Annotated in this window: 22 protein-coding genes; 5 read left to right on the forward strand and 17 right to left on the reverse strand. The window is 63.3% G+C overall.

The window, feature by feature from the left end:
• Positions 1–175: 175 nt before the first annotated feature.
• The 3 genes from OPU96_RS22335 to OPU96_RS22345 all read left to right on the forward strand — a co-directional run bounded on the left by OPU96_RS22335 (position 176) and on the right by OPU96_RS22345 (position 2,496).
• Positions 176–1,354 carry a DUF1835 domain-containing protein gene (locus OPU96_RS22335; RefSeq protein ID WP_498559695.1) on the forward strand — a complete coding sequence of 393 codons (1,179 nt, stop codon included), beginning with the start codon at positions 176–178 and terminating at the stop codon, positions 1,352–1,354.
• 4 nt (positions 1,355–1,358) lie between these two features.
• A complete protein-coding gene (locus OPU96_RS22340; RefSeq protein ID WP_226455161.1) occupies positions 1,359–1,460 on the forward strand; it encodes an OprD family outer membrane porin in 102 nt (33 codons plus the stop codon).
• Between the two features lie 199 nt (positions 1,461–1,659).
• A complete protein-coding gene (locus tag OPU96_RS22345) occupies positions 1,660–2,496 on the forward strand; it encodes an HAD family acid phosphatase (protein ID WP_305391198.1) in 837 nt (278 codons plus the stop codon).
• A 71-nt stretch (positions 2,497–2,567) separates the two neighbouring features.
• Here the strand turns inward: OPU96_RS22345 and OPU96_RS22350 are convergent, their stop codons facing one another.
• A complete protein-coding gene (locus tag OPU96_RS22350; RefSeq protein ID WP_192296768.1) occupies positions 2,568–3,056 on the reverse strand; it encodes an Hcp family type VI secretion system effector in 489 nt (162 codons plus the stop codon).
• A gap of 188 nt (positions 3,057–3,244) precedes the next feature.
• Here OPU96_RS22350 and ssp4 point away from each other — a divergent pair, with 188 nt between their 5' ends.
• Positions 3,245–4,159 (forward strand): Ssp4 family T6SS effector, encoded by a 915-nt coding sequence (gene ssp4, locus OPU96_RS22355; protein ID WP_498559696.1) that lies wholly within the window; start codon positions 3,245–3,247, stop codon positions 4,157–4,159.
• Positions 4,156–4,725 (forward strand): hypothetical protein, encoded by a 570-nt coding sequence (locus OPU96_RS22360; RefSeq protein WP_498559697.1) that lies wholly within the window; start codon positions 4,156–4,158, stop codon positions 4,723–4,725. Before ssp4 ends, OPU96_RS22360 begins: the two co-directional genes overlap by 4 nt.
• Before the next feature lie 27 nt (positions 4,726–4,752).
• Here OPU96_RS22360 and OPU96_RS22365 read toward each other — a convergent pair whose 3' ends face one another.
• From OPU96_RS22365 to gspG, 16 genes are all read right to left on the reverse strand, one after another.
• Complete coding sequence (locus OPU96_RS22365; protein WP_498559698.1) at positions 4,753–6,105, reverse strand: LLM class flavin-dependent oxidoreductase; 1,353 nt, start codon at positions 6,103–6,105, stop codon at positions 4,753–4,755.
• A 156-nt stretch (positions 6,106–6,261) separates the two neighbouring features.
• Entirely contained in the window at positions 6,262–6,696 is a 435-nt protein-coding gene (locus tag OPU96_RS22370) for a RidA family protein (RefSeq protein WP_498559699.1), read from the reverse strand.
• Positions 6,697–6,707: 11 nt separating this feature from the next.
• Positions 6,708–8,291, reverse strand: a complete 1,584-nt coding sequence (locus OPU96_RS22375; RefSeq protein WP_498559700.1) for a flavin monoamine oxidase family protein — start codon at positions 8,289–8,291, stop codon at positions 6,708–6,710.
• A gap of 12 nt (positions 8,292–8,303) precedes the next feature.
• Positions 8,304–9,227 (reverse strand): ABC transporter substrate-binding protein, encoded by a 924-nt coding sequence (locus tag OPU96_RS22380; RefSeq protein ID WP_226455154.1) that lies wholly within the window; start codon positions 9,225–9,227, stop codon positions 8,304–8,306.
• Positions 9,228–9,245: 18 nt separating this feature from the next.
• A complete protein-coding gene (locus tag OPU96_RS22385; RefSeq protein WP_192296775.1) occupies positions 9,246–10,019 on the reverse strand; it encodes an amino acid ABC transporter ATP-binding protein in 774 nt (257 codons plus the stop codon).
• Positions 10,012–10,977, reverse strand: a complete 966-nt coding sequence (locus tag OPU96_RS22390) for an amino acid ABC transporter permease (RefSeq protein WP_305391203.1) — start codon at positions 10,975–10,977, stop codon at positions 10,012–10,014. The genes OPU96_RS22385 and OPU96_RS22390 overlap by 8 nt, the downstream gene beginning before the upstream one ends.
• A 25-nt stretch (positions 10,978–11,002) precedes the next feature.
• Positions 11,003–13,396, reverse strand: coding sequence for a TonB-dependent receptor plug domain-containing protein (locus tag OPU96_RS22395; RefSeq protein ID WP_498559701.1), 2,394 nt, complete (start codon positions 13,394–13,396; stop codon positions 11,003–11,005).
• Positions 13,397–14,159: 763 nt separating this feature from the next.
• Positions 14,160–16,358, reverse strand: coding sequence for a type II secretion system secretin GspD (gene gspD / locus OPU96_RS22400; RefSeq protein WP_498559702.1), 2,199 nt, complete (start codon positions 16,356–16,358; stop codon positions 14,160–14,162).
• Positions 16,355–16,879, reverse strand: a complete 525-nt coding sequence (locus OPU96_RS22405; protein WP_498559703.1) for a type II secretion system protein, XpsN-like — start codon at positions 16,877–16,879, stop codon at positions 16,355–16,357. The genes gspD and OPU96_RS22405 overlap by 4 nt, the downstream gene beginning before the upstream one ends.
• The gene (gspM, locus tag OPU96_RS22410) at positions 16,876–17,487 is read right to left on the reverse strand and encodes a type II secretion system protein GspM (protein WP_226455150.1); all 612 of its coding nucleotides are present in this window, start codon (positions 17,485–17,487) and stop codon (positions 16,876–16,878) included. The genes OPU96_RS22405 and gspM overlap by 4 nt, the downstream gene beginning before the upstream one ends.
• Complete coding sequence (locus tag OPU96_RS22415; RefSeq protein ID WP_498559704.1) at positions 17,462–18,499, reverse strand: type II secretion system protein GspL; 1,038 nt, start codon at positions 18,497–18,499, stop codon at positions 17,462–17,464. Before OPU96_RS22415 ends, gspM begins: the two co-directional genes overlap by 26 nt.
• The gene (locus OPU96_RS22420) at positions 18,496–19,218 is read right to left on the reverse strand and encodes a general secretion pathway protein GspK (protein ID WP_226455148.1); all 723 of its coding nucleotides are present in this window, start codon (positions 19,216–19,218) and stop codon (positions 18,496–18,498) included. The genes OPU96_RS22415 and OPU96_RS22420 overlap by 4 nt, the downstream gene beginning before the upstream one ends.
• A complete protein-coding gene (locus OPU96_RS22425) occupies positions 19,215–19,835 on the reverse strand; it encodes a prepilin-type N-terminal cleavage/methylation domain-containing protein (RefSeq protein WP_305391209.1) in 621 nt (206 codons plus the stop codon). The genes OPU96_RS22420 and OPU96_RS22425 overlap by 4 nt, the downstream gene beginning before the upstream one ends.
• Complete coding sequence (locus OPU96_RS22430; RefSeq protein ID WP_305391210.1) at positions 19,832–20,200, reverse strand: prepilin-type N-terminal cleavage/methylation domain-containing protein; 369 nt, start codon at positions 20,198–20,200, stop codon at positions 19,832–19,834. Before OPU96_RS22430 ends, OPU96_RS22425 begins: the two co-directional genes overlap by 4 nt.
• Positions 20,197–20,628: a type II secretion system protein gene (locus tag OPU96_RS22435; protein WP_192296787.1), complete on the reverse strand. Its 432-nt coding sequence runs from the start codon at positions 20,626–20,628 to the stop codon at positions 20,197–20,199. The genes OPU96_RS22430 and OPU96_RS22435 overlap by 4 nt, the downstream gene beginning before the upstream one ends.
• Positions 20,629–20,637: 9 nt before the next feature.
• The gene (gspG, locus tag OPU96_RS22440) at positions 20,638–21,054 is read right to left on the reverse strand and encodes a type II secretion system major pseudopilin GspG (RefSeq protein WP_192296788.1); all 417 of its coding nucleotides are present in this window, start codon (positions 21,052–21,054) and stop codon (positions 20,638–20,640) included.
• Between the last annotated feature and the right edge of the window lie 5 nt (positions 21,055–21,059).

The raw sequence follows: 21,059 nt of genomic DNA on the forward strand, positions 1-21,059 counted from the left end.
CCCTGAATCTTGATCGATCAGCGTGTTGCACACCCCGACGATCCTGCCTATATTCCTCGCCTGGCGCCTTCTACGCCACCTTCCGCGGAAAGGGCTGCGCCCAGGACACTGCAACACCCTTATTTTTCTACGACTCCCGACCTTAAAGCGGACAAGGTTCAGACAAGGAGCTCGTATGTCCCAGCACTTCAACACCGACGGTCGTCTCAACCTTGAGCAACAGCGCAAGCGCGCCAAGGAACTGCTGGCGCGCCTCAAAGCCCAAGACTCCAGCGCCACCCTGTCCCAGGCGCAATGGGCGATCGCCAAGAGACTGGGCTTCAGCAGTTGGCCCAAGCTCAAGGCCCATATCGACGCCATCGACTTCGCCGCCCGCCACCCCGACTTTGCCGCCAGCGATGAAGCCCGCACCACCCACTGGCGCTGCGGCAATGACATCGCCCACAGCCTGCAGCTGGCCGGGTTCAAGGGCCGGTTCCAGATGCTCAGCGACCCATTGTGCATGGGCCCGGTGCGCGACCTGCCCACTGACGATTACCAGGCCCTGCGCGCGGCCTTTATCAGCCAGGCGTTTGCCCTGGACCAGAACGAGGCCACGCGCCGGCTGGCCGACGAATACCTGCAACTGGAAGCCTTGGCCCACGCCGAACACAGCGTGCTGTGGTGCGAAGCCGACGCTTACGACCAACTGTTCCTGATTCGTGCATTGGCAGGCCTGGAGCGGGTGCCAAAGAAACTGGAGCTGATCGAGGTTGACCGCATACCCGGTGTGCAGCGCTTTATCGGTATCGGCCAATTGGCGCCCGACCTGCTTGCATGGCTGTGGCCGCAACGGCGCTTGATCGATGAGCAGGCCGTGCAACTGGCCAAACAAACGTGGGCCGCGTATTGCGACAGCGCGCCGATCAAATGGGCGCAGCTGGCTCACGGCACTCACCCGGCCCTGCCGTTTTTGGCGCCCGCATTGCTGCGGCAGTTGCAGGAGTTGCCCGGCGCCCGCGATGGCTTGTCGCTGACCGAGCGCCTGACCCTGAGCTACCTTGCCGAAGCCGGGCCAAAACCTGCGGGCCGGGTGTTTGCCGAGTTGATGGCCAAGCGCGAACCGCTGCCGTTCCTGGGGGACATGATGTTTTATGCGCTGTTGCGGCCGTTGATCGATGGGGCCGAACCCTTGCTGACGGAAACTCCAGCAGGATTGGCGCTGACCGAATTGGGCCGGGCGGTGCTCGATGGGCAAGCGTATTGGCTGGAGCATGCCAGCCATGAGCGGTGGGTAGGTGGTACACGGGTCACACCCGGCCAACCGCATTGGGTGATTGACGCAAACCTGCACCCCCTCTGGCGGCACCCCTAAGTGCTTGCCCGCGCTGGGGGGGCGCGAGACCACCTGGCAGGTGAAATACGCTTACGACTTTGCCTCGGTCGGCGTACCGGGCCTGAGCTTCATGGGCATGTTTTAGCTACACGTGGTGATCGGCTGGCAAACGCCATCGTGCACGCGATCCGCCAGCAACTGCGCCAGTTCGATCAGTTGCGCGACACCACCTGGGTCGGCGATTACGCTACTGTACTGGCGCGACGAGGGTGAATCCGCAAACGACGGCCACCTGTTGCACGGCGCGGTTGTCCGCCACCTTAAAATTTCGAGGCTGATTGTTCATGCGTAATCTGATGTTTTCCGGCGTGTGCCTGCTTTCCACCGCCCTGATCGGCTGCCAGCAGCAACCACCCGCGAACGACCAGCTGGACGCAGTGCTGTGGACGCAAACGTCGATCGAGCACGAGCTGATTTACCGCCAGGTCTTCGCCAGCGCCACGCGCCAGCTGGATACTGCCCTGGCCGACCCGACCTGGGACGCCCTGGCCCTGCCGCCGCGAGACCTCGCCGGTTTGCCGCCGGCCGTGGTGGTCGACATCGACGAAACCGTGCTCGACAACGTGCCGCTCAATGCGCGGGACATCCTCACCAACCAGGTCTACTCCTACGACCGCTGGAACACCTGGGTCGACCAGGCCAAGGCCCAGGCCCTGCCGGGTGCCGTTGAGTTCTTGCAGGCGGCGGACAAGAAAGGCATCACCGTCTACTACATCACCAACCGCGAACACAGCCAGGTCCAGGCCACGGTCAACAACCTGCGCCTGCGCGGTTTTCCGGTGGCGCACAACGAACAGGTGCTGGCCGCCAGCACCCCGACCGGCGGCTGCGAACAGGCTGGCTACGGTAAGAACTGCCGACGCCAATGGGTCGCCAGCCATGCCCGCGTGCTGATGCTGGCCGGGGATTCCTTCGGCGACTTCGTGCAGGCCGAACACAACACCCTGGCCGACCAACGCAAGGCCGCCGCACCGTACGTGGCCTGGCTCGGCCAGCGCTGGTTCCTGCTGCCCAACCCGACCTACGGCAACTGGTACAGCGCGCCCTATGGCGACCAGGAAAAACTGCCCTTCGAACGCAAGCGCCAGCTCAAGCAACAGGCGTTGCACCTGGAAAATTAGTTGTCAATTCTGGCGCCCGGATGCGTTGTCGATAGTGATGCAGACGCGGTATCCGGGCACGCGGTGAGGTGTCAGGCCTTTACGTTCTGCCGGATATTCCACCCAAACTTCACCGGCCCACCGTCCTTGGCACCGTCGGCCTTCTGCGGCTGGTAGCTGACATCCACGGTGGCGAAATTCAAGGCGATGCGGTCGTAGAGCAGATCATCCTTGCTTTCTGCGCTGGTGCTGTAAGACACCACCATGACTTCCTTCAACGTAATCACCAAGTACTCCACCGGGCTGGAGCCGCCCGCCTTGCGCACCACCAACCGCGCCTCGGGGTAATGTTTGCCGCTGGCGCAGGCCATCATCAGGTTGGGGCTGGATTTATCCAGCGGTTTGCTCAGGTTCAGGTTGTTGATATCGACCTTGCCCGCACCGCCCCCCGTACCCGAATGCATCGAACCCGTCTGCGACAACCCCCACGCCCATTCAGTGATGTCGATCTCGTCGCGGTGCGCCTGGTCCCGTGACTCGCCCTTGATATCGCCCAGTTTCAAAAACATATCGACGGCCATGTTGGCTCCCTCTCCTTAGTCAGCGCCGGAAATGGCGCGGGGCGAACTTTTCCTGATCCGACACGAGGGCCACAAGCCGCCACAGCAGGATCGGGAAGCGCCTGTCGGCAAACACCGAAACTTCCGACATTCATTTGCGCCACCGCGTCTTTAACCTCTCAACTCCCGAAAAACCCAGGAGTTAAGGAATGACGACCGCCCTGTTCAAAGATGGATTTCCCTCGGCCCACCGCACCACGCGCCAGCGAATTGAAAGCAGCATTGACCTGCGTCGACTGTTCTGCGCCATCGACGCCGACCCTGCGCTGATTGGTGCGGGGGTGGTGTATATCGATGAAGATTTCAATGTGCTGACACTGCGCGAGTTTCAAGCGTTGTGCAGTGTGCAGGTGAAAAAGGTGGTGTTGCGTGAAGCGCCGAGGGCGGTGGGGCCGGTGGAGTTCAAGCGGATGTTGGAGCATGAGCCGCGGGAGTCGGAATGGGTGGCGGAAGGGCTTATCGCTGCGGTGACATGCGCAGGAGCGGTACTGAGCTGGTTCGTCGTTACGACTGGAATTACGCTCATGCCGTTTACGGCGGGGACCAGTGTGGTGCTTACGTTTGTCGGCAAAGCCGCCATGGCCGCGAGCGTCACCCAATGCTTGATCGGCGTTGGTAGAACAACCGCTGCATGGATTGACCCGCAAGCACTGGAGCGTCTCGACGATGAAGCCTGGTACCAGGCGGTAGTCGCAGTATTGGATGGCATCGCCCTGGCTGGAATAGGGACATCCACCGTGACGACAGTCAAAGCAATCAATGTCAGTACCCAAGTAACCGGCAAACCAATTCGCCAGGTACTGAAAGGGCTGACACGACAAGAACGAGCAAAACTCAATAATGAATTGCTCAGCATCAATGACCCACGATTGACCACAAAACTACTCAAACTGAAGCAAGCCGCCGGCACTGCGACCAAACGTATCAGTGCAACACAGATGAAACGTATCACCGCTACTCACATAAGCGATTCAGTGGCAGGAATATTTGGCGTCACCAGTAGCGCCGTGTCCGGGAACATCAAGCCACTCGCTATCGGTCTCTATGAGGAAATCCGCCAATGAAAAAACGGCGAGCACAAAAGATCCTGGAAAAAATGGGCTACGACGAGCCCCCGGCGCCAGACTGGAAAACCATGAGCGCAACAGATTTCTACTATTCAGCCTTCTACATCACAGACCCTCGACTGCTACGCAAACGCTACATGCATGTCATTGGTGGCTGGATACTTGCGGGCTGTTTTTCAATTGCGATGACCGGCGTTCTGGTTTTGGTCACCTACCTCTGCGGGGCACTCGAAGGAGAAACCTTGCGCAACTGGTTTTTTTCCGGACTGACGATCGGTGTGGTGTTCGCTATTGCTCAAATACAAGTGTTGTATGGTCACGCTCATTGGGTCTGGATAAATGTCGGGATCTACTGCCTGTGCTTTCTGAGCTCACTCCCCGCAATCACGTACACCCCCAACATTTACCTGTACTCCATGGCTCTTCTCAGCCCCCTGATCGGCCTACTCATCCTCAACAGCAACCGCTGCCGCGAACTGCGCCACAAGATGGTTGAACTCCGACACAAGCGCGAGCACATCATCGCCACCCTGAAAAAACAGGGCAAATGGAAAGGGTGGTAAATGCCGCGCTCACGCCGTTGGAAATAGTTATGCACCAACCGCCTGCAAAGGCTTCACCACCCGCGCCGCCGTATGCCGATTGACCGGCACCGGTAACCCCAAGTGCCCGCGCAAGGTGCTGTGACTGTACTCACTGCGGAACAAACCGCGCGCGCGCAATAGCGGCAGCACTTGATCGGTAAAGCGCGCAAAGTCATCCGGCGCACCGACGTGGATGTTAAAACCGTCCACCGCACCCTCCACAAACCAACGCTCGATCTCATCGGCCACGGTTTGCGGCGAGCCGACAAAACTGGAGAACGGCTTGGCAAAACGCAACGCCGCCTGGCGCAAGGTCAGGCCCTGGTCGCGGGCGACTTGTTTGATATTTTCCGCGTGGCCACGATAGCCGTTGCTGCCCAGGTCGCCCAGTTCCGGGAAAGGTTCGTCCAGCGGGTACTGGCTGAAATCGTGGTAGTTGAACGGCCGCCCCAGTTGCACCAGGGCCTTGTCCAGGTCCAGCGCGCCGTTGCGTTCCCGGTCGATAGCCCGGGCCTGCTCGTCGGTGTCGGCAATGATCGGCGAGATGCCCGGCAGGATGGTCACGTGATCCGGATTGCGCCCCGCAGCGGCGGTGCGTTGTTTGATGTCGCGGTAGTAGGCCTGGGCGTCCTCGAAATTGCCCACGCCAGCAAAGATCCCCTCGGCGTAATGGGCCGCCAGGCTGCGCCCGGATTCGGAAATGCCAGCCTGGAAGATCACCGGCTGGCCCTGGGCCGAACGCGCAATATTCAACGGCCCGGTCACTGAAAAAAACTCACCGTGGTGATCAAGGCGATGCTGGCGCTGCGGGTCGAGGAACACCTTGCTGCGCTTGTCACGCACAAACGCGTCGTCTTCATAGGAGTCCCACAGGCCCTGCACCACCTGCAGATGCTCGGCAGCCCGGCGATAACGCTCGGTGTGATCGATATGCTGCTCACGGCCGAAGTTGCCGGCGGCGCCTTCCAGGCCGGTGGTGACCACATTCCAACCGGCACGGCCGCCGCTGATATGGTCCAGGGACGCGAACTGGCGCGCCACGTTGAAGGGTTCGGTATAGGACGTGGTCAAGGTCGCCACCAGGCCGATGTTCGAGGTGGCGCCGGCGATGGCCGACAGCAGGGTCAACGGTTCCAGGCGATTGAGGAAATGTGGCGCCGAATCCGCGGTGATGTAGGGGCTGTCGACGATGAACACCAGGTCGAACTTGGCCGCTTCCGCCTGCTGCGCCTGGGCGCGATACCAGTCGATGTCGACGCTGGCATCGCCGGGAATTTGTGGGTGCAGCCATTCGTTCTGCGCAGTGCCGACACCGGTGAGAATGGCGCCGAACTTGAGTTGCCGGGGTGTTGTAGACATGAAAATGCTCCTGAAATAGATGGATATCACTGGAGAAACCGGATCAGAAATGTGGGAGCGGGCTTGCTCGCGAATGCGGTGGTTCAGCTGGAACAGCTTTGACTGATACACCGCTTTCGCGAGCAAGCCCGCTCCCACAGTTTTTTACCGAGTGAGTCAGTGGGTTCTCGCGGCGATGGCTTCGACTTCAACCAAGGCGCCGGGCAGTGGCAGTGCCACCACCTGCAAGGCCGTGCGCGCCGGTTTGTTCGGTTGCTCCGGTGTACCGAAGAACTGCGTGTAACCCGCCTGCAAACCGGCGAAGTCAAGCTTGCCGCCGGTCTCTTCGGCGCCGACCAGAAACACGCGCAACTGCACAATGTCACCGAGGTCGAGGTCTTGCTGGCGCAGGATCGAGCGAATCTTGTTGAACACTGAAACGGTCTGCACCTCAATGTTGCCGTAAGCCGCTGGGGTGCCCGCCGGGGCGTTGGCATCGTGCAGGTCGGGCAAGGTGCCGCTGACGAAGATCAAGCTGGCCGACGCCGGTACGGTGACGGTCTGCGAGATCGGGAAGTGGCCGACGCTGGTCCGTTGAATGCTGTCGCTCATGGTGATGTTCCTCAAGAAGCGGCAAGCGCCGCGCGGTGTTGTTGCTCAGTGATCCGTTCGGCCAGTTGCGCGACCACATGCCGCGCCGAATTCGCCGCCGATTCCTGCCAGATACCCACGCCGCTCTGCACCAGGCCGTCACCGGCGACGTACACGCGACCGAAACCCGCTTCGAGCAAGGCGCTGGCCTCGGCCGCAAAGTGTTCGCGTTGCAGCCACGGGCCTTCGCTGTAGGGGATCTGTTCCCAGGACACCGCCAGCGGGTGGCGCAGGTATCTGGAATAGCCCGGGTGCAGCAACTCCACGGCTTCTTGCGAGGTGGCGTACTGTTCTTCCAGGGCTGTGGCGCCAAACCGGTCGGCGCCCTCGCCGGTCACATAACCCGCCACCAATAAACCGTCGCGGGTGTTGAGGTCGTTGCTCGGGTACCACAGCAGCCGCGCCGGGTGCTCGATCCACGACAGGCCGCCATAGGTGCGGTAGTCGGTCTCCCAGAAACGCGGCGACTGCCACGCGACTTTGGTCGCCTGGTCGCTGCGGGTGCTGAGCAAGGCCGCCTTGATCGGGTCGCTGAAGTCGGTATCCAGCTTGGCCAACAGCGGCAATGGCAGGGTCGAGATCAAGTAGTCGGCGCGTACCACCTGCTCGCGGCCGCTGTGTTGGTCGTGATACGTCACTGCCACGCCGTCTTCCAACTGGCGGATCTGGCGCACCTGGGCGCCGAGTTGCACGTGGTCGCGAACCCGGGCGTAGAACGCATCGGTGATGCGGTCCATGCCGCCGACCGGCTGGAACATGGTCGCCGAAAATTCCGGGAATTCGGTGTGCAGCAACGCGCCCCACAACTCCGGGTGCAGCAGTTGATCCAGCGCCAACGGGCTGCGCGCAGCCGGCAACGCGCCGGGGTGCGCCGGGGAGTCCAGGTGCCCCGAACGAATCGTGCCTTCGAATGCCAGCGCTTGCGAAAGGTCGCCATACACCTGCAAAAACGCCAGCAGGCGCGTGCGTTCCTCGCGACTCAACACATCATCGAGGGCATCGCGCTGCACGGCCTTTGCCAGCAGGCCGGACAAGTGCCCGCGCGTATCGTTGAGCGCCTGGCCGACGCTGAACGCCGGTTTCTCCAGATCCGGCCGCACCTGGGCACCATGGCTGCTGTTGACCAGCACTTCCAGGGGCACCCCCAACTCACTGCAATAGTCGAGGATCGTGCGGTGCTGGCTGGGAATCCGCGCAGGCCCGGCGTTGAAGTAGTGGCCCTGATCAAACCCGGCGGTTTGCGTGCGGCCGTCCTTGTAGTCCACACGGTCGCCATGGCGAATGGTCCAGGTGCGGCCGCCGACCCGGTCGCGGGCCTCCAGCACTTGCACAGTGAACCCGGCGCGGCTCAGTTCCAGCGCTGTGACCAGCCCGGCGATCCCGGCGCCCAGCACCAGCACGCGGGTGCCCTGCCCCAGGCCGTCCTTGAGTTTCAGCGGTTGCGGGCGGCGGTGCGACGAAGGCCCCAGGCCCAGCGCCGCCAGCGCATCCTTGACCGCCTGCTCACCGCCCACCGCAGCAATACTCGACAGTGCTTCACGTCGTGTCAGTCCCATTCTCGCTGCTCCTTAATCCGGCAGGCCGGGTGGGTTGATCAGCGACTTGTCGACACGCTCCACGTCCAGGCCCCAGCGTTGCAGCACCTGTTCGTATTGGCCGCCGGCAATCGCGCTTTCCAGGGCGGTGTGGATCGGCTTGACCAGGCCGTTGTCCTTGCGCGTGGTCACGGCGATGTCGGCCTGCAACGGCCAGCCGCCGTTGACGGTGCCGACGCGCTTGATGCCACCAGTGATCGCGGCCGAATAGGCGTACACCGAGTTCGGCCCGAACAGCGCGTCACTGCGCCCGGACTGCACCGCCAGTTGCGCGGCGGCCTGGTCGTCGAAGTACTGCAACAGCGCGGGCTTGATCCCGGCCTTTTCATTCGCTTCGTTCCAGGCCAACAGGACTTTCTCCTGGTTGGTGCCCGAACCAACGATGATCTTCAACCCGGCGATGTCCGAGGCCTGCTTGATCGCGTTGATCTTGCTGGTGCTCTTCACATAAAAGCCGAGCACGTCCTGGCGATAGGTGGCGAAGTCGAAACGTTTCTTGCGCGCCTCGGTCACGGTGACGTTGCTGATCACTGCATCGTATTTGCCCGAGCTGACGCCCAGCGGCCAATCTTCCCAGCTGGTCTGCACCACGTTGAGTTGCAGGCCAAGGCTGTCAGCGACCAACTGCGCGGTGTCGGCTTCGCTGCCGATGGTGGTCTTGTCATCGCTGGCCAGCAAAGCCAGGGGCGGCCCGGCCACGCCGGACACGGCCACGGTGAACTTGCCGGGCTGGGCGAACTTGAAGCCCGGCGGGATTTGCGCGATGGCCGCCTCGTTACGCGGCGCATGGATACGCACGCGGTCGGGGCTGAGGTCGACCTGTTGCACGGCGAACGCGCTTTGCGCAGCACTGACGGCCAGCGCCAGCAGGGCCACACGGGCAGTAGAGATAAACATGGGCAGTCACTCCTTGAGCTAAAGCACCTTGCCGAGAAAGGCCGCGGTGCGAGGATGTCGGGGTTGGCGGAAAATCTGTTCGGGCGGGCCCTCTTCGATGAGTTGACCGTCGCAGAGGAACACCACGTGGTCGGCGACTTCGCGGGCAAAACCGATTTCGTGGGTGACGATCACCAGGGTCACGCCGAGTTGGGTCAGGCCCTTGATCACGTCGAGGACCTCGCCCACCAGCTCCGGGTCGAGGGCCGAAGTGGGTTCGTCGAACAGCAGCACTTTCGGGTCCAGGGCCAGGGCGCGGGCGATAGCCACACGTTGTTGCTGGCCGCCGGACAGCTGGCGCGGGTAGGCGTCGGCCTTGTCCGCCAGGCCGACCTTGGCCAGCAGCGCCGACGCCCTGGCCTGGGCCTCGGCCTTGCTCCAGCGCTGGTGGGCCAGGGGCGCTTCGGCGATGTTTTCCCAGGCGGTGAGGTGCGGGAACAGGTTGAAGTTCTGGAACACGAAGCCGACGTCGATGCGGCGTTTGAGAATTTCGCGTTCTTTCAACTCGTAGAGCAGGTCGCCCTTGCGCCGGTAGCCGACGTATTCACCGTCGATGGTGATGTGGCCGCTGTCGATCTTTTCCAGGTGATTGATGGTGCGCAGCAAGGTGGACTTGCCCGAGCCCGATGGCCCGAGAATCACCGTGACCTTGCCGGGGTCGATGGTCAGGTCGATGTCTTTCAACACCTGTTGATTGCCAAAGCGCTTGCCCACGCCCTGGATTTGAATACGACCGGCGCGGGCTTCACTCATGGGATTTCTCCTTGAGCCAGCGCGTGATGCGCTGCAACGGCGTGGGCGGCAGCACCCGCGCAGTGCCACGGGCGAAGTAGCGCTCGACGTAGTACTGCGCACTCGTCAGCACGGTGGTGATGATCAAGTACCAGACCGTCGCCACGATCAGCAGCGGGATCACCGCCTGGGTGCGGTTGTAAATGACCTGCACGGTGTAGAACAGCTCGGGCAAGGCCAGCACGTAGACGATGGAAGTGCCCTTGACCAGGCCGATGATCTCGTTGAAACCCGACGGCAGGATCGAGCGCAGCGCCTGGGGCAGGATGATCCGGAACACCCGCCGCGACGCCGGTAACCCGAGGGCGGCCGCCGCTTCGTGCTGGCCGGCGTCCACACCGATCAGGCCGCCACGAATGATCTCCGCCGCGTAGGCCGCCTGCATCAGGCTCAAGCCCAGCACCGCCACGGTGAATTGGCTGAGCACGTCCACGGTGGACCACTCGGCGATCACCAGGTCGGTGAACGGCACGCCCAGCACGATGTGGTCATACAGGTAGGCGAAGTTGTACAGGATGATCAGCACCAACAGCGCCGGCATCGAGCGAAAAAACCAGATGTAGCCCCAGGCCAACGCGGCCAGCAGCGGCGAGCCCGACAGCCGCGCCAGCGCCAGGCCGGTGCCGAGGAGCATGCTGAACAGCGTACTCAGCAGCGTCAGCAACAACGTCTGGCCGAGGCCACGCAGCACCGACGGCGAAAAGAACCACTGGCCGAACACGCCCCACTCCCAACGCGGATTGGTGGCCAGGGAGTGCACGATGCCGAGCAGTACCAACGCGGCAAAGATCGACCCGGCCCAGCGCCAGGGATGCCGCGCGGGAACGACTTGCAGGGTCTTGATCGGAGTGGCGACACGCGCCGTGCGGACCGGGCTGGCGTGCTCGATCAGATCATAGGGTTTGGCGACGATGGGCATGTTCTCTTCCTCGCGGGTTGTGGCCTTAGAAGGCGTAAGTCAGCCGGGTGTAGTAGTAACCGCCGGTAAAACCGAAGGGTGAATAGGTGCCGTAGCTGCTGACCATGGTGCTGCTCGGCACGCCTTGTTTTTTCGGGTAGACGTCAAACAGGTTCTTGGCGCCGATGGCGACGTTGAGGTCTTTGGTGAGGTTGTAGCCAAGGTCGAGGTCGGTGATCCACTTGGCGCTGTAGACCCGGTCGAGGCTGCGGTCGGCGGAGACGTTGACCTCCTTGTAGGAGCCGTAGCGGGTCAGGGCCAGGTTGAGGTTGAAGCGCTCGATGCTCCAATCGCCGCCAAGGATCAGCTTGGTGCTCGGCTGTACGCCGGTGATCAGGTTGCGCGCCTGGCGATCCATCAGGTCGTAGGAGGTGCCGAGGATCGTGGTGGACTCCTTGTAGTTGAGGATCCTGGTCTGGTTCCAGTTGAACGCGGCGGTCCACTTCAGCGAACCGTATGCACCGAGGTCCTGGTTGTAGTTGCTGACCAGGTCGAGGCCCTTGGTACGGGTGTCGGCACCGTTGATGAAGTACTGGCCGCCGGAGGTGGAAGTGATGCCATTGCCTTGCAGGACTTGGGTGATTTGCGGGCCGAGCAAGGTGCCGGTGAGGGTGATGCGGTCGCGCAGGTTGATCACGTAGGCGTCGGCGGTGAAGCTCAGGCGGTCGGTGGGTGTGAGGGTGAAACCGAGGCTGAAGTTGGTCGAGCGCTCGGGTTTCAACGCTTGTGCACCGAGGGCCTGGGCGGCGGCCGAACCGACCGGCAGCACACCGTAGTTGATCGACTGATACACCCCGTCCACCACGCCATAGGTGGTGGAACGCGCACTGAACAGGCTGTTGGCCAGGGACGGCGCGCGGAAGCCATTGCTCACCGTGGCGCGCACGGCGAATTGTGGGGTGAAGTCATAACGGGTGGTCAGCTTGCCGCTGCGCGTGGCGCCGACGCCCTGGTTGTAGTGTTCGTAACGCAACGCGGTGCCCACGTACCAGTCCGGCACCGGGTTGAAGCCCACGTCTACATAGCTGGCCAGGCTGTTGCGCGAGGCGGTGGCTTCTTCATCCGGCGAAATGCCGTTGGTGACCTGCGCCCCGGACGAGGCGCAATTGCCCGGTGCCACGCAGTAGCCGCCGTTGGCGTAGGACGCATAGTCACCGGCCTGCACCTCATAGGTGTCGCGCCGGTGTTCGAAGCCGTAGCTCAGGTCCAGCGGCTTTTGCAGGCCAATGTCGAAGCCGCGCTTGAAGTCGAGGTTGGTGGTCAGCTCGGTGGAAATCCACGTGCCCGAGGTGAAGTGATTCGGCGTGGCCTCGCCCAGGGATGGGTTCTGGTTGTGGGTGGTGCCCTGCTCCGCGTCGTTGCGCCCGTAGGTGGTGGACAAATCCCAGTCCCACTCGCCGACGGTGCCTTTGCCACCGAAGGCGGCCTGGAAGTCGTCTTCGTCGATAAACCAGGTCGGCGTGTAGCCGCCGGGGTAGCCGTTGGGGCCGGTGGTGATGGTGTTGGTGATGGTCGGCAGACGGAAGTTCTGGCCCTGCTCGGCCTTGCGCCGCGAGTAGGTGGTAAAGGAATACAGGCTGAAGCTGTCATCGAGCGGCAGCTCGGCGTTGTAGCCCAGGGTCAGCAGATTGGTCTTGGGTGTGCCGTAGCCGCCGTAGGTGGAACGCCCCGCCTGCTCATGGGCCTGGGCGTAGGTGTAGCCGTTGGCGCTGGCCTTGTTGTCATCGTTCTGGCTGCGCGCATCAAGGGCCAACTGCACAATGCCGCCGTTGCCGATTTCAAAACCCTTGTTGAGGCTCTGTTGCACGGTCTGTTTCTTGCCGTCGTAACCCAGGCCTGCGTTGGTCACCGAGGTGCCGCTGGTGTCGGCCTTGAGGATCACGTTGATCACCCCGGCGATGGCGTCCGAGCCATATTGGGCGGCGGCGCCGTCACGCAGGACTTCCACATGGTCGATGGCGCTGATGGGGATCAGGTCCAGGTCAGCCGGGGCCGCGCCAGTGTTGATGCCGTTGATGTTCAAGGTGGCGCTGGTGTGGCGGCGCTTGCCATTGACCAGCACCAGCACTTCAGCGGCGCTCAGGCCACGCAGGTTGGGGGCGCGGGCGATACCGCTGGCGTCCCAGCCGGTTTTTTCCGGCAGGGTCAGCGACGGGATCACCGCACTCAGGGCCTCCATCAAACCGGGCTTGCCGGTGTTCTGCAATTGCTTGGCGCTGACCACATCGATCGGCACCGCGCTGCTGGTGACAGTGCGCTGCTCGGCGCCACGGTTGCCGGTGACCACTACGGTCGAAAGGGTGCTGTCATCCTGGGCCTGGGCGGCGTTGGCCAGCATTGCCAGGGCCAGTACGGCGGTGGGTGTTAGCGCTTGCTTCATAGCCATTCCTGCTTATCCAAATCGCGAAGTCGGGCAGCCACGCGGTCGTGCGCGGTGCTCGTTTTTTGGGGGGTGTGGCGGCGATTGGGGGCTAAGGCGCGTGCGGGGTGTGAATCGGCAACATACGTTGAATTCCCTTCCAACGATTCTGCTACGGGCATGGTTACCCGGTTATGGCAGCAGAATCTGAATCACGATGAGTACCATCCGAGGTCAGGGGTAGGCTGTTGCGATCAAACATAACGGAATGGGTTTTGAAAATATAATGCTGTTTTGGTCTAAGCTAATATTCTTGTATTTCATTATTTATGGATTTGTTTATACATATAAATGATGTTTTTGAGTGCATATCCATTGCTGCGGTAACGGCGGCTCACTTTTGAAAAGCGCAAACCACAGTTCCATCTGAATACTTGGAAATCCAAATGTGGGAGCGGGCTTGCTCGCGAATGCGGTGTGTCAGTCAACTCATTCATTGGCTGATCCACCGCATTCGCGAGCAAGCCCGCTCCCACAGTTTTGACGCCGTTCAACCCGCACATACCGGTCGGTTCTAAGGTCGCCGCGCTCTGGTTTTTGATCTGGGGTCGCCCCGTAAAACACGCTGGCCGAACGCAGGCGAGGTGCCGAGTGTAAGGGCGTAGGCCTTTTGCTTACTTTTAGGTCTTTCCAAAAGTGAGCCGCTGTAAGAGCGCAACCCTAAGCCGCCCTTACCTAACCAACGGATATACCCACCGAACCAAAGCTACCGCCTGGTGCATCTTCAATTGGACGGCCGCAGCAACTGCATCTGCTGACGATAATCATCCGTCACCTGCCGCGCCTGGCTGCCGCTGGTTATCACCCTTGGTGTGATCAACACAATCAGCTCGGTACGGTCCTTGGACTTGCTGGTGTTGCCGAACAACCAGCGCAAGCCGGGGATTTTGCCGAGGTAGGGCACCGCACTCACGGATTCGGCGTTGTCCTGCTTGATCAAGCCGCCGAGCAGCACGGTCTGGCCACTCTGTACCGCCACCTGGGTGGAGACCGAGCGCGTGGAGATGCGCGGGTTGCTCTGCGTGTCGCCGGCCGCTTGGGTCTCGGCATCGCTGACCTGCTGCTGAATGTCCATGTACACCAGGCCACCCGGGTTGATCCGTGGCACCACGTCGAGGATCACCCCGGTCTGGACGTATTCAACGCTGCTCAGGGTGGTGTCCGAGGTGCCGGTGTTCACCGTGGTCTGGCTGATGGGAATGTTGTCGCCCACCTGGATCTGCGCCGGCTGGTTGTTCATCACCACCAGCGAGGGCGCTGACAGCACCTGGGTACGGCCGTTGGTTTCCAACGCATGCAAGGCCACTTGCAGGTTGGAGCTGACAAACGAGTAGAACAACGAATCCGTCGCCCCCAGCCCTGCCCCGCCGCCGCCCAGGGCGCCTTGGCTGCCGGCGGTGTTGGCCACGGTGGTGCTGGCGGAATTGCCCGCCAGGCGCCCCAGGTACCACTGCACCCCAAGGTCCAGTTCACCGCTGAGCTTGACCTCGAGAATGCGCGTCTCGATCTGCACTTGCAGCGGTGGGTTGTCGAGGCGCTTGATCGCCGATTCGATTTCTTTCCATTGCACCGGACGCGTGCGTACCAGCAATTGGTTGCTGCTCTTCTGCGCGGTGATGCGGGTGCCGGCGTCGAGGCTTTTGGCCGGGGCGTCCTCAGTGGCGCCCTGCTCGGGATTGTCCTGGTCGGACTCGGGTGCCTGCTCCTCATCATCGGCAACAGACGGGTTGTTGTTCAGATTGTTGCTCAGGCCGCCGGGCGTGCTGCCCGACGTGCTGTTGGTGCCTGGCGACGACAGGGTCGCCGTGCGCAAGCCCGGCGCGACCTTGGCCGGGGCGTCATCCTTGATCGCGCCGGTACCGTAGATCTGCCGCAGGTATTTGGCGAGGTCGGTGGCCTTCATGTTGCGCACGTCGTACACGTACATCTGCGGCTCGTTGCCGCCGCCTTCGTCGATGGTATGAATCCAGTCACCGACCTCACTGAGGTACTGCGGCTGCGACGAGATCGCCACCACCGAGTTGGTCCGTTCGATTGGCAGGAAGCGCACCATGCCGGCCAACGGCATGCCACTGTCGGGGCCGAACATCTTTTGCAGCTCGGGCATCAACTCGGCCACCGACGCGCGCTGCAAGCCGAACACGCCCACCGACATGCCTTTGAGCCAATCCACATCAAAGGTGTCGATGGTGTCCTGGTAGTTGGCCAACTCCTCCGGCGTACCCGCCAGGCTCAGCACGTTGCGCGCCGGGTCCACCAGCAGGAAGGCATTTTCCCGGGCGAAGGGCTTGAGCAGTTTCTGCATCTCGGTGGCGGAAATGTAGCGCAGCGGGAACAGCCGCGCCGACAAACCATTGGACGGCTGCGCAACACGCATCTGCGGCACCAGCTTGCCCGCCACGGCCTGGTTGGCGGGCAGGATCACATAGCGGTTGCCCTGTTTGATCATCGCGTTGTCGGTCCAGGACAACAGGGTCTCGAGGATCGACAGCGCTTGCTGCTTGTTCACTGGTTTGGAGGTGGAAAAACTGACGTTGCCTTTCACACCCTGGGCGATGCTGTAGTTCTCGTGCAGCAGGTCGCCCATCACGCTGTTGATCACCGCTTCGATGGGCTGGTCGGCGAAGTTGAACACGATGTCGCCGCCGCCCTGCTGCGCTGCTGCCGCGGCCGTGGGTGGGCGCACGAATTGCTGGTTGCCACGGATCAACTGGCGCTGCGGCGCAGCCTTGGCCTGTTGGGTGTCGGCCGCTACCGCCGGCTCACTGGCCGGGTCCAGCGGCGGACGTTGTGAGCCGGTGCCCTGCATCGCCTCGTGCATGAGCGCGTCATCGGCGTCGAGGCGGTCGGGCAGTGAGCCGCAGCCACCAAGGGAAACGGCAGTGGCCAGGCAAAACGCGGTGGTACGCAATGTATCGATCAAGGGGTGGGCTCGTGAGGAAGAGTAATCGGGGGGGTGGTCGATGGCGGTGGCAGACGCAGGGCCTTGAGGCTCAAGGTTTGCGTGCGGCCATCGAGGGCGAAGTGCGCTTCGCGGGGTGTCAGGTGTTCCAGGCGCCAGCCGTTGGGCAGGGCCTGGCCTTGGTGGATTTTCAGCGCGGGGCCGTCGACCGGCTTGAGCAGCGCCACGCGCAGCTCGCCGTCGAGAACAATGCCGGTCAACACCAGGCTCGACAGGCTCGACGCCTGCGCCTGGCCAACCGCGCGATCAGGGCTGCGATCGGAGCTGAACAACGGCGCCTGCCAGGTGCCGGCCAGGCTTTCCAGGCTCGCCTGCGGGGCGGCCAGCACCTTGGCCGCCGCGGTGCTGCGCGCGCTCGGCGCGGGTGCCGGCAGCCACTGCGGCGCGTCGCCGATGCTGCTCAAAATGCCGAGCATCAACAGGCCCAATGCCGCCGACAACCCCAGCAAGCCCCACTCGATGGGGCGCAATACCGGAATCATCGGGCCACCTGCCCGGCGCCAGCCGGTTGCAGATAACCGCGCACCAGCAGGTGCACCACCAGCTTCCCGGCGCCACCGCTGGCCGGCGCATCGGCGCGGCGGCGGATGCTCATTTCATCCACGAACAGGAACGGCCGCTGGTATTCCAGTGCATGCAAGATGGCGGTCAGCGGTTCGATGGCGCAGTCCAGGGTCAGGCTGACCTTGACCTGGCGGTACGGCTCGCTGTCGTCCTGCTCCGGGGTGATCGGCATGCGCTGGGTCAACTTGCAGCCGCCGCCGAGGCTGGCCTGGCTGCTGATCAGGTCGGCGACGCGTTGCATCAAGTCGGCGGCCACGGCACTGGGGTCGTCACCGGGCAACAGGCTGGTGCTGCTCGCCGGGTCCTGGCGCGCCTGCTCCAATTGCTCACGCAACGACGCGCCCTGCTGCAACAGCCCGGCGTAACGTTGCTGCTGTTCGCGCAGTTGCTCGGCGCGCTCGCCCATGTCGCGCAGCGGGCCGGCGAACCAGCTGTCGATCAACAGCCAATACGTCGCGCCCAGCACCAGGGCCAGCACCAACAGCGCGGCGCCGCGACGTTCACGGGGTGTCAGGGGTCGGCGCATCGTTGGCCTCCTGGTGCAAGTGGGCGCGCAGGGCAAACTGATCCTTGCCGGTTTGCGCATCGGGCTGGATCACCCCTTCGAACCTGGCGTTTTCCAGGCTGCGGCACGCCTTGATCCGGGTGATCAAGGCGCTGGCCTTGGCGCTTTGCCCAGAGAGCGACACCTCGGCGCCATCGGTGATTTCCAATTGCTCGATCCAGGTGTCGGCGGGCAGGCAGGTGGTCAACTCGTTAAGCAGTGCCGCCAAGGGTGGCTGGGCGGCTTTGCGGCGGGTCAGGTAGTTCGCTGCACCGCGGGTATTGAGCAGTTGCTGGCGCAGCTGCTGGACCTGGGCCACCTGGTGTTTTTGCTGCTGGACGCTGGCGTGCATCACATCCAGCACGCGCTGGCGGTCGTTGAGCCACAACAGCATCGCCGCAATCACCAACGCCGCGCACAGCCACGGCAGGCTGCGTTGCAGGCCTTTGCCGCGGGCGCGCTGGCGTGGCCGCAACGGCGCGGGCAGCAGGTCGATGCCCAGGCCCGGCACATCGACCTGATGGGGATGCAAACCCAGGGCTGCGCAGTCGAGCAGGATCTGGTCGAGGCGTGTGCGCTGGATCGCCACCAGCGTCACTTTGAGGTGCGTGCTAGTGCGCCGCTCCTGGCGTGCGACAAAGTACAGTTGCTCGGCGTCGAACGGGGTGAAACGGTCAAGTTCATAACCGACCACCGCCGTCAGGTTGCGGGCCGCCGCCAGCGGCAGTTGCAGGCTCTGCACCAGCACCATCGACGGCGCAAGCAGCAACACCTGGCGCACATGCTCGGGCACCGGCCCTACCGGCGCCGTCAACGGCCAGGGGTAGCTGCGCTCAGGTGGCTCGTGCGCCAGCAACCACGCCGGCAGGCAGCCGCGCAGCTCCTTGAGCCACAGGCGCCAGCCCTGCTGCAACAGGCTGCCGCGCCAGCGCTGGGCAATGGGTTGAGCCCACTGCTCAAGCTGCGCCAGGGGTTTGGATAACGATCGATTCATTCTTGCCAACGCAACACCCGATACGGTTGTGCGCTTCCCTCCGATGGGCTCAATAAAACGGTGACTTGCAACCGCGCGTGGTAACCGCCAGGGCGTTCTGCCCGGCTGCTGATCACCAGCACTTCGCCGGGATCAGCCCCCACCGCGCTTTGTTGCGGCAGGTTCAGGGCCTTGCGCAGCAGTGTGCTGGCGAAGGCGGGATCGGGCCGGTCCAGGCCGCTCCATAAAGTGATCTGCGGCACCAACCGGCTGTACAGCGCCTGGGTCATGCCCGGCAACTGACGCAACTCTTCAACCACCCGGAACGGCGCCACACCTTGATTGCGGCGGGTTTCCAGGTCCTTGGCCAGGCGCGCCGCCTGGGCCGCGGAAGCGCCGCAGGCCAAGGCCACGCGGGCGAAATCAGCCGGCTCGGCACTGTTCAGATACAACTTGCCGCGCTCACTGCGCAGGCTTACGCGCAACTGCGCGTCGTCAAATACCAACGGCATTTGCCGCCCATCGGCGACCCACTGTTTGCGCTGCAGCGGGTCAGCCAGCGCCTGCATCACCAGCGCGACGCCCGCCTCCGCCGCCAGCACGGCCTGGGTGTGCTGGCGATGCCACGTCGCCTGGCGCGTCTGCAGTTGCACCCACCCGGCCAGGCCACCGAGCAACAGGCTGAGCAACGCCAGCACCCACAGCACCAGCAACAAGGCCACGCCGCGTTGCTGCTTCATTGATCCGACGCTCCGCCGGACAGGTTCAGACGCAACGCCACCACCTGGCTGACCCACGGCACCGGCCCGCCGACGGTGGCGTCGATACGCACCGCGTAAGGCAGGCGCTTGGTCCACGGCCATGCGCTGATCCAACCAGTGGCTTGGCCTTTGGGGGACACGCCGCGATAACTGAATTGCAAGGCCTCGACATCGCGCAACAGCACCTGCGGCTCACTGCGCGCGGCCGGCACGCTGACCTGGGCGGTGGATTCGAAGCGCGCGAACGCCACCTGCAAGTCATCGCCGTGCAGTTGCAGGGTGAAACGCTGAATTCCACCGCCAAGCACCCCAGGCAAGGTCGCGACAAACTGCAGGCGCTGCGCCGCACCGACAAAAAACCCGGGGGTCTGGCTGTCGTCTTCGGTCACGTCCAGCGGCAGCGCTTCGCTGATCGCCGTGCGCAAAAACTGCTGCGCGGCGCGCATTTCATCCAGGCTCACCGCGTAGCGCTGGGCCTTGAGCACCGCACGGTTGGCCCCCAGCAACGCGCCGCCGACCAGGGTCAGCAGCACGCCGAGCAAGCTGAGCACGATCATGATTTCGAGCAAGGTAAACCCCTGCTGGCGCCGGTTCATAACGGCGCCTTGTCGCTGGCGGCGCGCAATTTCAGCGTGCTGAACTGCGCCTGGCGCGGCCCTTCGCGCACCGTCAGATCGAGGCGAAACAAACGCGGCTGGCCCAGACGCGTGGGTTGCTGGGCGATGTGCAAGTGCCAGGCGATGCCCGCCAGGTTGCCCTGGCGGATGCCACTGGTCAGCGGCCCCGCCGCTTCCTGATCGAACACGCTGAGTGCCGCGTGGGTCAGGCGATCACTGTGCTGGACCTGCAACAACGACCGCGCGCTCTGGCCAAACGCGACCAGCAGCACCGTGCTGCAGATCGCCATGAGCATCAGGGCGGCGAGCATCTCCAGCAGGGTGAACCCCGCCTGGCGCTTCATGGCAACGCCTTGGATTGCACGCTGCCGGTCAGCCAGCCGATGTCGATGCGCCAACGCCGACTGCCACTGGCCAGCAACAGGTTGCCGCCGGTGGAGCTGCCATCCGGGTAGAACGCCACCGCAGCGCCCACTTGCTCGGCGGTGTGCAGGGTCACTTGCAGGTCGGCCGGCCAGTGCCTGGGTGGCCGATCGGGGGCCTGCACGCTCAACCCACGCAGATCAAACACAGTCGTGGCGGTGTGCCCGCTGACAATCGCCCGCGCCCGCGTGCTGCGCAGGGCATCGACAATCTGCCCGACCGCCTGGCGCTCGCGGGCGGTCTTGAGCCCTTGTTGCAGGCCAAACCCGAGCAACCCGGCGGCGATGCTGATCAACACGATCACCACCAGCATCTCCAGCAAGGTAAAGCCGCGTTGAGGGTTGGGCATGGTCGCGGGTTATTCCCAGTTGCCCAGGTCGGCGCTGTAGCCTTCGCCGCCGGGCTGGCCGTCCTGGCCGAAGAAGATCAGGTCGAACGCACCGTGCTCACCGGGAAAGCGATAGCCGAAGGCATGCCCGAACGGGTCCTTGAGGTCCGACGGCTTGGCGTACGGGCCGGCCCAGCCTGCGGCGTTGGCGGGCTTGTCGACCAGCTGTTGCAGGGTCTTGGGCGGTGAGCCGACGTCCAGCCCATAGCTTTCGATCTTCATGCCCAGGCTCGCCAATTGCGCCTTGCCCGCGCCGTATTTGCCCTTGTCGACATTGCCGCCAACCTGGCGGACCACAATGGTCGCGACGATGCCCAGCAGCACGATTACGGCGAGCATTTCCAACAGGGTAAAGCCGCTTTGGCGGCGTGCAGGTTTCAAGCGCATGGGGG

The organism is Pseudomonas sp. RP-B7, assembly GCF_059803535.1.

Bases quoted from the DNA above. Each gene is read 5' to 3' on its own strand.
- OPU96_RS22370 (WP_498559699.1), bottom strand. From the start codon at position 6,696: ATGAGCGACAGCATTCAACGGACCAGCGTCGGCCACTTCCCGATCTCG.
- OPU96_RS22360 (WP_498559697.1), top strand. From the start codon at position 4,156: ATGAAAAAACGGCGAGCACAAAAGATCCTGGAAAAAATGGGCTACGAC.
- OPU96_RS22405 (WP_498559703.1), bottom strand. From the start codon at position 16,879: ATGATTCCGGTATTGCGCCCCATCGAGTGGGGCTTGCTGGGGTTGTCG.
- OPU96_RS22430 (WP_305391210.1), bottom strand. From the start codon at position 20,200: ATGAAGCGCCAGGCGGGGTTCACCCTGCTGGAGATGCTCGCCGCCCTG.
- OPU96_RS22365 (WP_498559698.1), bottom strand. From the start codon at position 6,105: ATGTCTACAACACCCCGGCAACTCAAGTTCGGCGCCATTCTCACCGGT.
- OPU96_RS22380 (WP_226455154.1), bottom strand. From the start codon at position 9,227: ATGTTTATCTCTACTGCCCGTGTGGCCCTGCTGGCGCTGGCCGTCAGT.
- OPU96_RS22385 (WP_192296775.1), bottom strand. From the start codon at position 10,019: ATGAGTGAAGCCCGCGCCGGTCGTATTCAAATCCAGGGCGTGGGCAAG.
- OPU96_RS22425 (WP_305391209.1), bottom strand. From the start codon at position 19,835: ATGAACCGGCGCCAGCAGGGGTTTACCTTGCTCGAAATCATGATCGTG.
- gspM (WP_226455150.1), bottom strand. From the start codon at position 17,487: ATGCGCCGACCCCTGACACCCCGTGAACGTCGCGGCGCCGCGCTGTTG.
- OPU96_RS22415 (WP_498559704.1), bottom strand. From the start codon at position 18,499: ATGAATCGATCGTTATCCAAACCCCTGGCGCAGCTTGAGCAGTGGGCT.
- OPU96_RS22335 (WP_498559695.1), top strand. From the start codon at position 176: ATGTCCCAGCACTTCAACACCGACGGTCGTCTCAACCTTGAGCAACAG.
- ssp4 (WP_498559696.1), top strand. From the start codon at position 3,245: ATGACGACCGCCCTGTTCAAAGATGGATTTCCCTCGGCCCACCGCACC.
- OPU96_RS22350 (WP_192296768.1), bottom strand. From the start codon at position 3,056: ATGGCCGTCGATATGTTTTTGAAACTGGGCGATATCAAGGGCGAGTCA.
- OPU96_RS22435 (WP_192296787.1), bottom strand. From the start codon at position 20,628: ATGCCCAACCCTCAACGCGGCTTTACCTTGCTGGAGATGCTGGTGGTG.
- OPU96_RS22420 (WP_226455148.1), bottom strand. From the start codon at position 19,218: ATGAAGCAGCAACGCGGCGTGGCCTTGTTGCTGGTGCTGTGGGTGCTG.
- OPU96_RS22395 (WP_498559701.1), bottom strand. From the start codon at position 13,396: ATGAAGCAAGCGCTAACACCCACCGCCGTACTGGCCCTGGCAATGCTG.
- gspG (WP_192296788.1), bottom strand. From the start codon at position 21,054: ATGCGCTTGAAACCTGCACGCCGCCAAAGCGGCTTTACCCTGTTGGAA.
- OPU96_RS22375 (WP_498559700.1), bottom strand. From the start codon at position 8,291: ATGGGACTGACACGACGTGAAGCACTGTCGAGTATTGCTGCGGTGGGC.
- OPU96_RS22390 (WP_305391203.1), bottom strand. From the start codon at position 10,977: ATGCCCATCGTCGCCAAACCCTATGATCTGATCGAGCACGCCAGCCCG.
- OPU96_RS22345 (WP_305391198.1), top strand. From the start codon at position 1,660: ATGCGTAATCTGATGTTTTCCGGCGTGTGCCTGCTTTCCACCGCCCTG.